Genomic DNA, 13947 nt, shown 5'->3' with positions numbered 1-13947 from the left:
GATCCGACCTGAGATCCAAGAATTCGGAGTAATTCCCCATGGCTCATAAAAAAGCAGGCGGCTCGTCCCGCAACGGCCGCGACTCGGCCGGCCAGCGCCTCGGCGTGAAGAAGTTCGGTTCGGAAGCCGTCATTCCGGGCAACATCATCGTGCGCCAGCGCGGCACCAAGTGGCATCCCGGCACCAATGTCGGCATCGGCACGGACCACACCCTGTTCGCCAAGGCCGCAGGCCGGGTGCTGTTCGAGACGAAGCGCGGTCGCGCTTTCGTCACCGTCGTGCCGATGCAGGAAGCCGCCGAGTAAGGCGCCGAGCCAGGGCCTTCCGCCAGGCGGGCCCGACCACCAGATGATCCCGGGGAAGATGGGAAACCGTCTTCCCCGTTGTCGTTTCGTCCAACGTGTCGCCCGTCGACGTTTCGGCGCCGCGTCCGTGCCGAGCCCCAAACCGATCCGAGTCCGCCCGTGAAATTCCTCGACGAAGCCAAGGTCTATGTCCGCTCCGGTGACGGCGGCGCCGGCTGCGTCGCGTTCCGGCGCGAGAAGTTCATCGAGTTCGGCGGCCCGAACGGCGGCGACGGCGGGCGCGGCGGCGACGTCTGGGTCGAGTGCGTCGACGGCCTCAACACCCTGATCGACTACCGCTATCAGCAGCACTTCAAGGCCAAGAAGGGCGAGCACGGCATGGGCTCGAACCGCCATGGGGCCAACGGTGCCGACGTGGTTCTGAAGGTGCCGGCCGGCACCGAGATCCTGGCCGAGGACGGCGAGACCCTGATCGCCGACATGACCCATGTCGGCCAGCGTGTGCGTCTCGCCAAGGGCGGCAACGGCGGCTTCGGCAACGCCTACTTCACCACCTCGACCAACCGCGCCCCGAAGCATGCCAACCCGGGCCTGGAAGGCCACGAGCAATGGGTCTGGCTGCGCCTAAAACTCATCGCGGATGCGGGTCTCGTCGGGCTGCCGAACGCCGGCAAGTCGACCTTTCTCGCCACCGTGACGGCGGCCAAGCCCAAGATTGCCGACTACCCCTTCACGACGCTGCACCCGGGCCTCGGCGTGGTGCGCTCCGACGAGCGTGAGTTCGTTCTCGCCGACATCCCAGGCCTGATCGAGGGCGCCCATGACGGCGTCGGCCTCGGCGACAAGTTCCTGGCCCATGTCGAGCGCTGCCGGGTGCTGCTGCACCTCGTCGAAGCCACCAATGAACATGCGGGCCAGACCTACAAGCTCGTCCGGCGCGAGCTCGAAGCATACGGCCACGGCCTCGACGAGAAGCCCGAGATCGTGGCGCTCTCGAAGGCCGACGTCGTCGATCCGGACGTGCTCAAGGAGCAGGTCGCCCGCCTGAAGCGCGCCTCGAAGAAGAAGCCCCTCGTTCTGTCCTCGGCCACCGGCCTCGGCGTGCAGGATGCCCTACGGGCGCTCGCTCGGGAGATGGACGCCGCCAAGCTCGCCGAGGCCGAGGCGCGGCCGGCGGAGGCGTGGCAACCCTGAGGAGGGGCAACCCGGTCTTGTGCGGCGGGCAACCGGTCGTCACAAGCGCTCCATCGTCCTCTCGCCGACGCTTCCGATGACCTCCGCCGTTCAGCCCCCCAATCTCCAAGATTTCCGTCGCATCGTCATCAAGGTCGGTTCGGCCCTCCTGGTCGACCGGACGCGCGGGCGCCTGCGCCATGCCTGGTTGAGTGCACTCGCCGAGGACATCGCCGACCTTCATGCCAGCGGCGCCGACGTGTTGGTCGTCTCCTCCGGGGCCATCGCCCTGGGACGCACGGTGCTGGGCTACCCGCCCGGGACTCTGCGCCTGGAGGAGAGCCAGGCGGCGGCGGCCGTCGGACAGATCGCCCTGGCGCGGCACTGGTCCGAAGCTCTGGGCCATCATGGCATCGCCGCCGGCCAGATCCTGGTGACGCCGCAGGACACCGAGGAGCGCCGGCGCTACCTGAATGCCCGCGCCACGGTGCTGAAGCTCCTCGAGGTGCGGGCGGTGCCGGTCGTGAACGAGAACGACACGGTGGCCACCAGCGAGATCCGCTACGGCGACAACGACCGCCTCGCCGCCCGCGTCGCCACGATGATCGGGGCCGACGTGCTGGTGCTGTTCTCGGACATCGACGGCCTCTACACCGCGCCCCCGCACACCGATCCGGCAGCGCGCCACCTGCCCCTGATCGAGCGGATCACCCCCGATATCGAGGCCATGGCGGGTGGGCCGGCCTCGGAACTCTCCCGCGGCGGGATGCGCACCAAGGTCGAGGCGGCCAAGATCGCCGCGAGCGGCGGCACCCACATGATCATCGCCGACGGGCGAGAGAAGAATCCCCTGCGCACCATCCTCCGGGGCGGGCGCTGCAGTTGGTTCCTGTCCGGCTCGAACCCCGTCACCGCCCGCAAAAGCTGGATCGCCGGCTCCCTGGAGCCGCGTGGCATCCTCACGGTCGACGCCGGCGCGGCGCGGGCCCTCCAGGGCGGCGCGAGCCTGCTGCCCGTGGGCGTGACGAAAGTCCAGGGCGGCTTCGGCCGCGGCGACGCGGTGGTGATCCGCGACGAGGCCGGGCGCATCCTCGGGCGCGGGCTCGTGGCCTATGACAGCGATCAGGCCCTGCGCATCATCGGCCGGCCGAGCCGGGAGATCGCGGACCTCCTCACCCATCCGGGTCGAGCCGAGATGGTCCACCGCGACGACCTCGCTATGGTGTGGGAATAGCAGCTCTGTCAGCGGCGATGCTTGTTGAGACGGTATCCGGCATGGCATGACGGGCGGGAACACATGGCGGCCGCGCCCCTTTCCGCGACGGTCGCGAGGATGAAGGCCGTGCCCGTTCTGAACCTGCGAACCGATTTTGCGCCCCCCGGCGATCTCTCTGAGGAGATGAACGCCATTGGCCGGCGCGCCCGCGCCGCCGCCCGCCAGATCGCCCTCGCCCCAGCTCAGACCAAGGACACGGCCCTGCGCCTGATCTCCGAGCGCCTGCGCGCCGAGCGCGACGTCATCCTGGCCGAGAACATCCTTGACGTTGAGGCGGCTCGTGCTGCCGGCCAGACCCAGGCGCTCATCGACCGCCTCACCCTCGATCCGGGCCGTCTCAACGGCATCGCGGACGCTGTGGCCAAGATTGGCGCGCTGCCCGATCCCGTCGGACGTCAGATCGCGGCCTTCGAGCGGCCCAACGGCCTGCTCATCGAGCGCATCGCCGTCCCGCTTGGCGTGATCGGCGTCATCTTCGAGAGCCGGCCCAACGTCACCGCTGATGCCGGTGCGCTCTGCCTGAAGGCCGGCAACGCCGCAATCCTGCGGGCGGGCTCGGACAGTCACCGTTCCGCCATGGCCATCGCCCGCGTCATGCGCGCCGGGCTCGATGCCGCCGGCCTCCCGGCCGACGCCATACAGATCGTGCCGACCCGCGACCGCGCCGCGGTGGGAGCGATGCTCACCGGCCTCGACGGGGGCATCGATGTCATCGTGCCCCGTGGTGGGCGCGGCCTGGTGGAACGCGTGCAGGCGGAGGCCCGGGTTCCGGTCTTCGCCCATCTCGACGGCATCTGCCACGTCTACGTGGCGGCCGGCGCCGACCTCGACATGGCCCGTACCGTCCTGCTCAACAGCAAGATGCGCCGCACCGGCATCTGTGGGGCCGCCGAGACCCTGCTCGTCGACCATGCCTGTGCCGACACGCACCTGGCCCCCCTCGTCTCCGCCCTCCTGGATGCCGGCTGTGCCGTGCGCGGTGACGCCGCTACCCAGGCGGTCGACGACCGGGTCACCGCCGCCAGCGAGGCGGACTGGCGCACCGAGTATCTTGACGCCATCATCTCGGTACGGGTTGTCGGCGGCCTCGACGCCGCGATCGAGCACATCGAGACCAACGGCTCGCACCACACCGACGCGATCGTCACCGACGACATGACCGAGGCGACCCGCTTCCTCGCCGAAGTCGACTCGGCGATCGTGACCCACAACGCCTCGACCCAGTTCGCCGATGGCGGCGAGTTCGGCTTCGGCGCAGAGATCGGCATCGCCACCGGACGGATGCACGCGCGCGGGCCGGTGGGTGTCGAGCAGCTGACGACCTTCAAGTATCGCGTCCACGGGAACGGGCAGACGCGTCCTTGACGCGGTCTCGCCTGACCCGACCGGGTTCCGATGCGCCTTGACGCATCGGGGCCGGTGCGCCTGCCCCCCGTCGCATCGGGCCTGCGCATCGGCCTCTACGGTGGCTCGTTCAACCCGGCCCATCTCGGGCACCGGCATGTCAGTCTCGTCGCCCTGCGGCGGCTGAGCCTCGACCGCCTCTGGTGGATGGTGACGCCGGGCAATCCGCTGAAGGACAGGGGCGAACTCGCGGCCATCGACCGGCGGGTCGCCGAGGCGGACCGCGTCGCCGACCATCCACGCATCGACGTCACCGATTTCGAATCGCGGATCGGCGCGCGCTACACCCGCCAGACCCTGCGCTTCCTCACCCGCCGCAATCCATCGGTGCGCTTCGTCTGGATCATGGGCGCCGACAGCCTCGCGACATTTCATCGCTGGCAGGGATTTTTCGAGATCGCGCGCGTGATGCCGATCGCGATCATCGACCGGCCCGGCTTCACGCTGACGGCTCCGGCCGCCCGCGCCGCCCGGGCCCTGGCGCGCTGGCGTCTTCCCGAAGCGGAGGCGCCCACCCTGGCCGACAGGCCGGCCCCGGCCTGGGTCTTCCTGCACGGGCCGCGCTCGACCCTCTCGTCGACGGCGCTGCGGGCCAGGACGGGGGACGGTGCCTAGGCCAGTCATGGAAAAGGCAAGAGCCACGTTCCACTTTATCCGCATACAGGGTACGATCACGGGATGACGATGGCGATTGCAGGAACCCAGACGCTGAACGACGCGGTCCATACCGGAGCCCCCGGCTCCGAAGACTCCACCAACCGGAAGATCGACGATCTCCGGAGCCTGGCTCTCGATTGCCTCGAGGACATGAAGGCCGAAGAGACGATCGAGATCGATCTGATGGGCCGGACCTCCCTGGCCGACACCATGATCATCACCTCCGGCCGCTCCCAGCGCCATGTCGGCGCCATCGCAGACCGGGTCCTGCAGGAGATGAAGTCGAAGGGGCTCGGTACTGCCCGCGTCGAGGGCCTCCCGGCCTGCGACTGGGTGCTCATCGATGCCGGCGACATCATCCTGCACATCTTCCGGCCGGAGGTGCGCGGCTTCTACAATCTCGAGAAGATGTGGGGCGCCGATCGACCGACCAGCGATCGTCCCCTTTCCGCCGTCGCCGAGTGAGCGCCGGCACCGTTTCGTGCGCCTCCTCGTGGCGGCAGTCGGCCGCCTGAAGCCCGGACCCGAGCGCGACCTTGCCGCCCGCTACCGCGAACGGGCCGCACAGCTCGGGCGCGGCCTCGGATTCGCCGCCTGCGACATCGCCGAGATCCCCGAGAGCCGGGCTCGCCGCGCGCAGGACCGCGCCGTCGAGGAAGGAGCTGCGATCCTCGCCCATGCGGCCGCCGGCGCGGCGCTGGCGGTCTATGACGAGCGCGGCCGCGCCGATCTCACGAGCGAGACCATCGCGACGCGCGTCGGCGCCTGGCGCGATGCGGGCCGCTCCGTCCTCGTCCTCGCCATCGGGGGCGCCGACGGCCTGGACACCACCGTGCGGGACCGGGCCGAACTCAGCCTCTCGTTCGGAGCCGCCACCTTGCCGCACGGGCTTGTGCGCGTCCTCGCCCTGGAGCAGGTGTATCGCACGCTGACGATCCTTGCCGGCCACCCGTACCACCGCGGAAACCTCGACGAGCGATGAACCCGGCCACGCGACGCAGGCGAGACGGCATGAGGGGCGGCGTGCTGGCGCTCGTCCTCCTGGCGCCCCCGCTCCTCGCCGCGCCGGCCGCACTCCGCGCCGAGGAACCGGCGACGCCGGAGGCGGTTCAGAAGGCTCTCGAAGAGAAGACCCGTCGGGCCGAGAACCTCAGGCGCATCGAGGACGCCCTCACCGCCAGCACCGGGGCCCGCGCCAAGTACGAGGCGGAGATCGCCAGCATCGGCGGCGACCGGGCCAAGCTCAACACCGCGCTTCTGGACGCTGCGCGCCAGGCGCAGGCCACCGAGGTCCGGATGAGCCGGCTGGAGGAGCGCCTGAAGACGCTCGGTGCCAGCGAGGCGGCCTTGCGCCGCTCGCTGGATTCCCGCCGCGGCGTGATCGCGGAAATCCTGGCGGCCCTGCAGCGGATGGGGCGGCGGCCGCCCCCCGCCGTGCTGGTGCGGCCGGAAGACGTGCTCGCCGTGATCCGTACCTCGATGCTGCTCGGGGCCGTGGTGCCCGAACTGCGCGGCGAGGCCGAGACCCTTGCCGCCGACCTCTCCGAACTCGTGAGGCTGAAGGGCCTCATCGCAGCCGATCGCGAAGGATTGACCAACGATCTCGCGGGCTGGGCCCGCGAGCAGCAGCGCCTGAACGCCCTCATCGCCGCGCGCCGCACCCGTCAGGCCGAAGTCGAGAGCGGCCTCGCGGCCGAGCGGACCCGCACGGCCGAGCTGTCGGTACAGGCCCGCAGCCTCAAGGATCTCCTCGACCGGATGGAGGGGGAGGTCGCCTCCGCCCGCCGGGCCGCGGAGGAGGCCAAGGCCGCCGAGACCCGCGAGGCCCGGGCGACGCAGGAGCGCTTCGCTGCCGCCGGGGCCCGGGATCCTGCCCGGCTCTCGCCGAAGGTGCGCTTCGTCGACACCCGTGGCGACCTGCCGCGTCCGGTCAGCGGGGCGCTCCTGCGCAGCTTCAACCAGCCCGACGGCAACGGCGGCACCACCCGCGGCATATCGCTCGCGACACGGCCGAAGGCCGTGGTTTCGTCACCGGCCGATGGCTGGGTGTCCTTCGCCGGGCAGTTCCGCTCGTACGGGCGACTCTTGATCATCAACGCGGGCGATGGCTACTATCTCTTGTTGGCGGGGATGGACCAGATCAACGTCGAAGTCGGCCAGTTCGTGCTCGCGGGCGAGCCGGTGGCGGCGATGGGGGAGGGCGGTACCGGCGCCGATGCGGCAGCCGCGGATCGCGGCGATCCGGTCCTGTACGTAGAGTTCAGAAAAGACGGCGGCTCCATCGATCCGGAGCCTTGGTGGGCGAAAAGCCCCAGCGAGAAGGTTCGCGGATAATGCGCAAGGTTTCCCTCGTTCTGCTCGGCGCGTTCCTCGGCGTCGGGTCCTCCATGGTGGCGACCCAGACCCGACTGCTCTCGGGGACGAGCGCGGTCGCGGCCTCCGCGGAGACCTACCGTCAGCTCAGCCTGTTCGGCGACGTGTTCGAGAAGGTGCGCACCGACTACGTCGAGAAGCCCGACGAGGCGAAGCTGATCGAGGCGGCCGTCAACGGCATGCTGACCTCGCTCGATCCGCATTCGAGCTACATGGATGCCAAGAGCTTCCGCGACATGCAGGTGCAGACCCGCGGCGAGTTCGGCGGCCTCGGCATCGAGGTCACGATGGAAGACGGCCTGATCAAGGTCGTGACCCCGATCGACGACACGCCCGCCTCGAAGGCCGGCATCCTCACCAACGACGTCATCACGCAGATCGACGAGGATCAGGTCCAGGGTCTGACCCTGAATCAGGCCGTCGACAAGATGCGCGGCCCGGTGAACTCGCCGGTGAAGTTGAAGATCAGCCGCAAGGAGTCGAAGGACCCGATCGAGGTCACGCTCAACCGCGACGTGATCAAGATCAAGCCCGTGCGCTCCCGCGCCGAGGGCGGCGACGTCGGCTACATCCGCCTGACCCAGTTCAACGAGCAGACCTTCGACGGTCTGCGTGCGGCGATCGACAAGCTGAACACCGACATCGGCGCCGACAAGCTCAAGGGTTACGTGCTGGATCTCCGCAACAATCCGGGCGGTCTCCTCGACCAGGCCGTGATGGTGTCGGACGCCTTCCTCGACCGGGGCGAGATCGTGTCCACCCGCGGCCGCAACCCGGACGAGACGCAGCGCTTCTCGGCCAAGGCCGGCGACCTGACCAAGGGTAAGCCGATCGTCGTGCTGGTGAACGGCGGCTCGGCCTCGGCCTCCGAGATCGTGGCCGGCGCCCTGCAGGATCACAAGCGCGCCACGGTCCTCGGCACGCGCTCTTTCGGCAAGGGCTCGGTGCAGTCGATCATTCCGCTGGGCGGCAGCGGCGCCCTGCGTCTGACCACCGCCCGCTACTACACGCCGTCGGGCCGCTCCATCCAGGCCAAGGGCATCGAGCCGGACCAGGAGATCCTGCAGGAGGTGCCGGACGAGCTGAAGGGCAAGGACGAGACGAAGGGCGAGGCCGGCCTGAAGGGGCACCTGAAGCAGAAGGACGTCGAGGAGCGCGGCGGTTCGTCCGCCTACGTCCCGCCGGACCCGGCCAAGGACAAGCAGCTCATCGCCGCTTTCGACTTCCTGCGTGGGATCCAGAAGGGCGCGGCCAACACGCCTAAGGCCGCCGTCCCGAACTGAGCGCGATCCGCGGCGCCTTAGCGAAACGTTAACCATGGCGGCCCCCAATGTCGGTTCAGGACCGACGCTGGGGGCCGTGGCCGTTTCGGCCAGTCCCTCAGCGATCCCCGGTCCGGGAGCCTGGGGAAGCGGCTGCGCGTGGCCACCGACGACATCCTGACCCGTCCGCTCGGCGGCAAGCCGACCGCCGGCCAGCGTCTGCGGGCGCTGCGGCAGGTGCGGGTGACCGCCCCGATGGTGCTCGGCGGCCTCGTGGCGGGCTTCGTGCTCGGCGCCAGCATCCTCGTCGTGGCCGGGGATCCCGAGGGCGGCGAGCCCAGCGCCGTGGCGGTCATCGCGCTCCGCGAACCGGTCTTACCGGAGCCGGCCGTACAGGCATCGAAGCCCGAGGCCGCGAAATCCGGTCCAAGCAGCGCCAGCGACGTCGAGACCGCCTCCGGCGTCACCGTCGTTCGCCCGACGGGCACGGCCGCCCCCACCGATGCGGTGGTCATCCAGGTTCCGTCCACGACCCCGGTGAAGCTGAGCGCCGCTCCGGATCCGCGGCTCGTCGAACGCGGCCGCCACGGCAACATCCCCCGCCTCGGCGAGGGGCGCCTGCGCCCTCTCGACGTCTACGCACGGCCGGATCCCGGTGGTTCCGGGCCCCGCATCGCCATCCTGGTCTCGGGCCTCGGGATCGGCCAGGCGGCGACCGCCAGCGCTATCACCCGCCTGCCCCCGGCGATCAGCCTGGGCTTCGCGCCCTATGGCAGCGACCTCGAGCGGACCGTCGCCCGGGCCCGCGAAGCCGGACACGAGGCCCTGCTCCAAGTGCCCATGGAGCCCTTCGACTATCCCGACAGCGATCCCGGTCCCCAGACGCTTCTCACCAGCTCGCGCCCGCCGGAGAATCTCGATCGCCTGAGCTGGGTGATGAGCCGGTTCTCGGGCTTCGTCGGCATCGTCAACTACATGGGTGCGAAGCTCACCAGCGATCCGGCTGCCCTGGAGCCGGTCCTGCGCGAGATCGGGGCCCGGGGCCTCGGCTTCGTCGACGACGGCACCTCCCCGCGCTCGATCGCCCCCGCGCTGGCCGCCAAGGGGAAGGTGCCCTTCACCCGGGCCGAGATCGTCCTCGACGCCCTGGCGCGACCCGAGGCCATCGACCGGGAACTGGCCCGGCTCGAAGCGCAGGCGCGTCAGAAGGGTTTCGCCTTCGGCTCCGCCTCTGCCCTGCCGATGAGCATCGATCGAATCGCCCGCTGGGCCGCCGAGGCGGAGGCGCGCGGCATCCGCCTCGTTCCCGTCAGCGTCGCCCTGCGTGGGAGCGGCTCAAGTACCCGGCTCACCAGCGCCAAGCCCTGAGACATCCGGAGTAATGGATCGGGCCGGGCGACCCGGCTTGGAATTGCGCTGCGGCGCCGTTTCGTGCGTTGCGGCACATGCCCCGCCTGCCTATGGTCGCCGCCATGACCGCATCCCCGTTCGCCGACGGCGCCGACCTTGCCTACCGTCCCTGCGTCGGCATCACGCTGATCTCGCGCGCCGGTCTCGTCTTCATCGGGCGGCGGCGGGCCGATGCCGGGCCGGAGCACGTGGCGGACGGACGGGCCTGGCAGATGCCCCAGGGCGGGATCGACGAGGGGGAGGATCCGGAAGCCGCTGCCCTGCGGGAGCTCTACGAGGAGACCAACGTCTCGGCCGGCTCCGTGGTGCGCCTCGGCGAGACCCCGGGATGGCTCTCCTACGACCTGCCGCCGACGGTGCTGAAGCAGGCCTGGAAGGGGCGTTACCGCGGCCAGACGCAGAAGTGGTTCGCGTTCGGCTTCCTCGGTTCGGACGACGAGATCGACGTCGCAACGCCGGGCAACGGTGCCTTCACGTCCGAGTTCGATGCCTGGCGCTGGGAGCCGATCGCCGGGTTGCCGGATCTGATCGTGCCCTTCAAGCGGCCGGTCTACGAAGGCGTGGTCGACGCTTTCTCCGGGTTCACGACGTGGCGCGTCCCGGCGTGACGGCCTGACGCCCGATGCGGTGGTGGTCGATCCCGATCCTCTTGGTGCTCGGCTGGTTCGCGTACACGCTGACGCCGCTCTGGGCGCTCTACGACATCGCCCGCGCGGTCCAGGCGCACGACACCGACTACATCACCCAGCACGTCAATTTCCGATCCCTGCGCCTCTCGGTGATCCGACAGGCCGCCGCGGCGGCCCAGGCGCGGGATCCCGCCGCGCCGGATGCGGAGCCCCGGGAGCGCCAGCGCATCGCAGAGGCCGCTGCGGCCCTGGCGATCCCGATCGCCGAGGCCCTGGTCACGCCCAGGACGGTCGTCGACCTCCTCGATGACGGGTGGCCGCAATCGGTGGAATTCGGCCGCGACGGGCCGGAGCAGAAATCGGGGGGCGGGGGCCTGCGGATCGAGGCCCTGCGCCGGCTGATCCCGTTCTATCTCGCTTCCGAGATGCGGGGCTTCCGCACCGTGGTCGTCGGCGTGCCGCCGGAGGCGGGCCGGGACCGCCGCCTGCGGATCCGCCTGCGCCTGCGCGCCTGGACCTGGCGCATCGTCGACATCGAGCTGAACGACGAGCTGCGCGAGCGCATCGCCCAGGCCTTCGCGCGCACCGGCGCGAAGGCGCGCTGAGGCCGCCCCGGCGGCTAGATCTCGTCCTCCGTGCCGCGGTTGGTGAACCGAGCGTTGCCCAGGCCGGTGCCGATGGTGAGTACCCCCCATCGGGTCACGTCCGTCCGGTGCGGAACTTCGCTGAGGCCCTGCACCACGGCATCGTTGTGCATGACAACCATGGTCGGATGCTCGCCGATCCGGGGGATCGCGGCCGTCACCCGCTCGGCGAGATTGAAGTCACGGCCCTCCCAGTTGCCGGGCAGGTTCTGGCCCCCGCGATCGATCGTGCCGTCGGCTTCGATCATGCCGGGACAGCCGATGCCGACGAACGGAGCCAGCGTCAGGCTGGCGCGGTCCGCCCGGCGGATCAGGTCGCCGAGCATGCCCACGAGGCGCTCCACCGCTTCGTCGCGGCTCGGCATCGGGTCCTCGTCGCAATGGCGCCAGATCTCAGAGCGCCAGACCTCGCTGCGCGAGAGGTCCGCGGCCTTCCTCAGATTCGTGACCACGACGCCCGCGCGGATGTTGCTGCCGCCGATGTCGACGGCCAGCAGGCTGTCGTATCCGGAGAACATCCAGGACGGCGCCAGGTGCACCGCGCCGATCAGGCCGCCCTCGTCGGGATGGTGCCGGATCGGTTCGAGGGTGATGCCGAGGCCCCCGGCGCGCAGAAGGTAGCCCGCCCGCGCGACCGCGAGGCGGCCGGCCCGGCTGTCGCTGAAGCCGCCGCCAACCACGATCGCCTGCGTTCCCTCCCAGCCGTCCTGGCCGAGGAAGAGGCGGGCCACGCGGGCGAGTTCCTGCGCGAAGTCCTCGATGGCGCTGAACACCACGCCCGCGGCGAGGGGATCCTCGCCGAGGAGGATCTGGTCGATGCGGCGCTTGGAGAAATCGCAGCTCGCCTTGTCGCCCAGCGGATCGGCGCCCACGGCGCGCAGGCGCTCCCGGCACGCTTCCAGCATCTCGCGGAACGCAGACTTCGAAACCCGGTCGCCGATGAAGCCGTCGCCGTCCTTCAGCTCGATGTTGTAATCGTCGACCACCACCGACGGCAGCCGTTGCGCCGCGTGCGCGATGCCCGCCTCGCGGATCTGAGTGTCCTTCGCCATGCCGCTCCGCTTGCCCCTCGTCGTGTCGTTCTGCGCAGCTCAACGCACGGCGCGTTCATTTGGGCTTGGCGGTTTCGGCCGGGGCCGGCGCTTTCGGCTCGCGGGCCTCCATCAGGTCCTCGGCCTTGTCCTCGTCGGTATCGCCGCCGCGCTCGATGGTCTTCTCGGGGTTCGCGGCGAGGGCCCGCACGATCTCGACCAGGCGCTCGCACTCGGCGGCGTACTTGTAGGTCTCCAGCACGATGGCCGCGTCGCGCAGGGTGCGCAGGTCGCGCACAGTCTGCTTGTTGGCCGTCTCGCGCAGCTCGGCCTTGGCCGCGATGGCCTCCTCAAGCTTGGCGCCCTTCACGTCGCAGGCGGCCGAGGCCGTCGCCGTGCCGGCCAGGAGGACGAGGAGAGGGAGGAACAGATTGCGCATGGGAAGGCTCCGGGCTCCGGCGGCCGAACCCGCGCCGCGCGCGGTCCGGTCTCAACCGTGGTGGGGGTGGGGACGCAGGATCTCGTTGGCGAGGGCTACGAGATGGCTCAGGCGGTAGGGCTTCGGAACGAAGACGGATTGGGTGACGGCCTCGGCCTGCGAGAGGTGGCCGCGTCCACCGGAGGTGTAGACCACCGGCAGGTTCGGCAAGTAGCGGCGCGCGCGATGCGCCAGGGCGATCCCGTTCGTGTTGCGGGCCAGATCGATATCGGTGAAGAGCAGGTCGACGCGCTCCCGCGCCAGGATGTCCTCCGCCGCGTCGGCATCGGCGGCGGTGAGGACGCGGTAGCCCTCGTCGAGCAGCGCCTCGGCGGCGAGCTCGCAGACCATGGCTTCATCCTCGACCACCAGGACGGTCTCGGCGGCGGCGCGCGGGTTGAAGGCGGGATGGGCGGGAAAGGCGCAGGCGAAGGAAATCATGACGCAACTCCTACTCATCCGGCGTGAGCCCCTGGGGGCCGAGCCGGATCGCAAGACAAACGGGTCGCCGAGGCGCATCGTTCGCCGCCGATCACTCCAATTGCGCGGACTTGGTAAGCGAAGCTTTAACCCTGCGGCGGTGCCGGTGAGCGGGTGCGCGTTGCGTCCATGACCCGTCCCTGGCATCTCGGCTTCGGCCTCGTCCTCACGGCCCTGGCCGGCTACGTGGACGCCCTCGGGTTCATCAGGCTCGGCGGCCTCTACACCTCGTTCATGAGCGGGAACACGACCCAGTTCGCGGTCTCCCTCGGGCACGGCGACCCGCACCACGCTCTTCTGCCGGCCCTGCTGATTGCGGCCTTCCTCACGGGCGGCATCTGCGGCGGCGGCCTCTCGGCCCTGACGCCCGCGCGCTGGGTCACCCCGGTCATCCTCGGCTTCGAGACCGCGATCGTCGGCGCCGCCTTCGAGGCCGCCACGGCCGCGCCGGATTCCGGCATCGCCTCGCTGATGCTGGCCTTGGCGATGGGCGCGCAGAACGCTGTGCTGTCCCATGTCCAGGGCTTCCGGGCCGGGACCACCTTCGTGACCGGCGCCCTGTTCGGGTTCGGCCAGAAGCTCGCCCTGGCGCTCGCCCGGCGCGGTGCGCGCACCGCCTGGATCGGCGACGGCGTCGTCTGGCTCGCGCTCCTCGTCGGATCCGTGGCCGGAACGGTCGCCTACGGAAGGCTGGCGTTGTATGCCCTCGCCATTCCCGCCGGCATCGCCGGCCTCCTCGCGCTCGTCGCGACGGTCCTGACGGCGCGCGGCGCCGGCGAAGGCCGCCGTCGCCAAGTGAGCCCGCGAGCCCCTGGTTGAGAGACC

16 protein-coding genes are annotated in these 13947 nt (G+C 70.4%); 13 read left to right on the top strand and 3 right to left on the bottom strand.

Annotated features, from left to right (window positions below):
* Positions 1–38: 38 nt before the first annotated feature.
* The 12 genes from rpmA to AC6EUL_RS04715 all read left to right on the top strand — a co-directional run bounded on the left by rpmA (position 39) and on the right by AC6EUL_RS04715 (position 11094).
* Positions 39–305 (top strand): 50S ribosomal protein L27, encoded by a 267-nt coding sequence (gene rpmA / locus AC6EUL_RS04770; protein ID WP_056179428.1) that lies wholly within the window; start codon positions 39–41, stop codon positions 303–305.
* A gap of 159 nt (positions 306–464) precedes the next feature.
* A complete protein-coding gene (gene obgE / locus AC6EUL_RS04765) occupies positions 465–1499 on the top strand; it encodes a GTPase ObgE (RefSeq protein ID WP_056352666.1) in 1035 nt (344 codons plus the stop codon).
* Between the two features lie 76 nt (positions 1500–1575).
* A complete protein-coding gene (gene proB / locus AC6EUL_RS04760) occupies positions 1576–2712 on the top strand; it encodes a glutamate 5-kinase (RefSeq protein ID WP_499869143.1) in 1137 nt (378 codons plus the stop codon).
* Positions 2713–2820: 108 nt separating this feature from the next.
* Complete coding sequence (locus AC6EUL_RS04755) at positions 2821–4119, top strand: glutamate-5-semialdehyde dehydrogenase (protein ID WP_499869141.1); 1299 nt, start codon at positions 2821–2823, stop codon at positions 4117–4119.
* Between the two features lie 30 nt (positions 4120–4149).
* Positions 4150–4773, top strand: coding sequence for a nicotinate-nucleotide adenylyltransferase (locus AC6EUL_RS04750; RefSeq protein ID WP_499869139.1), 624 nt, complete (start codon positions 4150–4152; stop codon positions 4771–4773).
* A gap of 63 nt (positions 4774–4836) precedes the next feature.
* Positions 4837–5280: a ribosome silencing factor gene (rsfS, locus tag AC6EUL_RS04745; protein ID WP_082501367.1), complete on the top strand. Its 444-nt coding sequence runs from the start codon at positions 4837–4839 to the stop codon at positions 5278–5280.
* 16 nt (positions 5281–5296) lie between these two features.
* Positions 5297–5797: a 23S rRNA (pseudouridine(1915)-N(3))-methyltransferase RlmH gene (gene rlmH / locus AC6EUL_RS04740; protein WP_056275575.1), complete on the top strand. Its 501-nt coding sequence runs from the start codon at positions 5297–5299 to the stop codon at positions 5795–5797.
* A gap of 29 nt (positions 5798–5826) precedes the next feature.
* The gene (locus tag AC6EUL_RS04735; protein WP_244476451.1) at positions 5827–7149 is read left to right on the top strand and encodes a murein hydrolase activator EnvC family protein; all 1323 of its coding nucleotides are present in this window, start codon (positions 5827–5829) and stop codon (positions 7147–7149) included.
* Positions 7149–8471, top strand: coding sequence for a S41 family peptidase (locus AC6EUL_RS04730; RefSeq protein WP_056215148.1), 1323 nt, complete (start codon positions 7149–7151; stop codon positions 8469–8471). The genes AC6EUL_RS04735 and AC6EUL_RS04730 overlap by 1 nt, the downstream gene beginning before the upstream one ends.
* Positions 8472–8603: 132 nt before the next feature.
* The gene (locus AC6EUL_RS04725) at positions 8604–9818 is read left to right on the top strand and encodes a divergent polysaccharide deacetylase family protein (protein WP_499869305.1); all 1215 of its coding nucleotides are present in this window, start codon (positions 8604–8606) and stop codon (positions 9816–9818) included.
* 92 nt (positions 9819–9910) lie between these two features.
* Positions 9911–10468: an RNA pyrophosphohydrolase gene (locus AC6EUL_RS04720; RefSeq protein WP_499869303.1), complete on the top strand. Its 558-nt coding sequence runs from the start codon at positions 9911–9913 to the stop codon at positions 10466–10468.
* Positions 10469–10482: 14 nt separating this feature from the next.
* A complete protein-coding gene (locus AC6EUL_RS04715) occupies positions 10483–11094 on the top strand; it encodes a DUF2939 domain-containing protein (RefSeq protein ID WP_499869136.1) in 612 nt (203 codons plus the stop codon).
* A 14-nt stretch (positions 11095–11108) separates the two neighbouring features.
* Here AC6EUL_RS04715 and AC6EUL_RS04710 read toward each other — a convergent pair whose 3' ends face one another.
* The 3 genes from AC6EUL_RS04710 to AC6EUL_RS04700 are packed head-to-tail and all read right to left on the bottom strand — an operon-like array spanning position 11109 to position 13083.
* The gene (locus AC6EUL_RS04710; protein ID WP_056215160.1) at positions 11109–12185 is read right to left on the bottom strand and encodes an ROK family protein; all 1077 of its coding nucleotides are present in this window, start codon (positions 12183–12185) and stop codon (positions 11109–11111) included.
* A gap of 55 nt (positions 12186–12240) precedes the next feature.
* Positions 12241–12603: a hypothetical protein gene (locus AC6EUL_RS04705; RefSeq protein WP_056215163.1), complete on the bottom strand. Its 363-nt coding sequence runs from the start codon at positions 12601–12603 to the stop codon at positions 12241–12243.
* A gap of 51 nt (positions 12604–12654) precedes the next feature.
* The gene (locus tag AC6EUL_RS04700) at positions 12655–13083 is read right to left on the bottom strand and encodes a response regulator (protein WP_056215166.1); all 429 of its coding nucleotides are present in this window, start codon (positions 13081–13083) and stop codon (positions 12655–12657) included.
* A gap of 168 nt (positions 13084–13251) precedes the next feature.
* Here AC6EUL_RS04700 and AC6EUL_RS04695 point away from each other — a divergent pair, with 168 nt between their 5' ends.
* Positions 13252–13941: a YoaK family protein gene (locus tag AC6EUL_RS04695; RefSeq protein ID WP_056381404.1), complete on the top strand. Its 690-nt coding sequence runs from the start codon at positions 13252–13254 to the stop codon at positions 13939–13941.
* The last annotated feature ends 6 nt before the right edge of the window (positions 13942–13947 follow it).

This window comes from Methylobacterium sp. 001424705 (genome assembly GCF_059816145.1).
Note: the sequence above shows the minus strand (reverse complement) of the source record. Positions and strands in the feature narration are given on the sequence as shown.

Excerpts from the sequence above, each read along its gene's own strand:
- AC6EUL_RS04715 (WP_499869136.1), top strand. The coding sequence starts at position 10,483 with ATGCGGTGGTGGTCGATCCCGATCCTCTTGGTGCTCGGCTGGTTCGCG.
- rpmA (WP_056179428.1), top strand. The coding sequence starts at position 39 with ATGGCTCATAAAAAAGCAGGCGGCTCGTCCCGCAACGGCCGCGACTCG.
- AC6EUL_RS04710 (WP_056215160.1), bottom strand. The coding sequence starts at position 12,185 with ATGGCGAAGGACACTCAGATCCGCGAGGCGGGCATCGCGCACGCGGCG.
- AC6EUL_RS04750 (WP_499869139.1), top strand. The coding sequence starts at position 4,150 with ATGCGCCTTGACGCATCGGGGCCGGTGCGCCTGCCCCCCGTCGCATCG.
- AC6EUL_RS04720 (WP_499869303.1), top strand. The coding sequence starts at position 9,911 with ATGGTCGCCGCCATGACCGCATCCCCGTTCGCCGACGGCGCCGACCTT.
- AC6EUL_RS04695 (WP_056381404.1), top strand. The coding sequence starts at position 13,252 with ATGACCCGTCCCTGGCATCTCGGCTTCGGCCTCGTCCTCACGGCCCTG.
- AC6EUL_RS04700 (WP_056215166.1), bottom strand. The coding sequence starts at position 13,083 with ATGATTTCCTTCGCCTGCGCCTTTCCCGCCCATCCCGCCTTCAACCCG.
- rsfS (WP_082501367.1), top strand. The coding sequence starts at position 4,837 with ATGACGATGGCGATTGCAGGAACCCAGACGCTGAACGACGCGGTCCAT.
- AC6EUL_RS04735 (WP_244476451.1), top strand. The coding sequence starts at position 5,827 with ATGAGGGGCGGCGTGCTGGCGCTCGTCCTCCTGGCGCCCCCGCTCCTC.
- AC6EUL_RS04730 (WP_056215148.1), top strand. The coding sequence starts at position 7,149 with ATGCGCAAGGTTTCCCTCGTTCTGCTCGGCGCGTTCCTCGGCGTCGGG.
- proB (WP_499869143.1), top strand. The coding sequence starts at position 1,576 with ATGACCTCCGCCGTTCAGCCCCCCAATCTCCAAGATTTCCGTCGCATC.
- AC6EUL_RS04705 (WP_056215163.1), bottom strand. The coding sequence starts at position 12,603 with ATGCGCAATCTGTTCCTCCCTCTCCTCGTCCTCCTGGCCGGCACGGCG.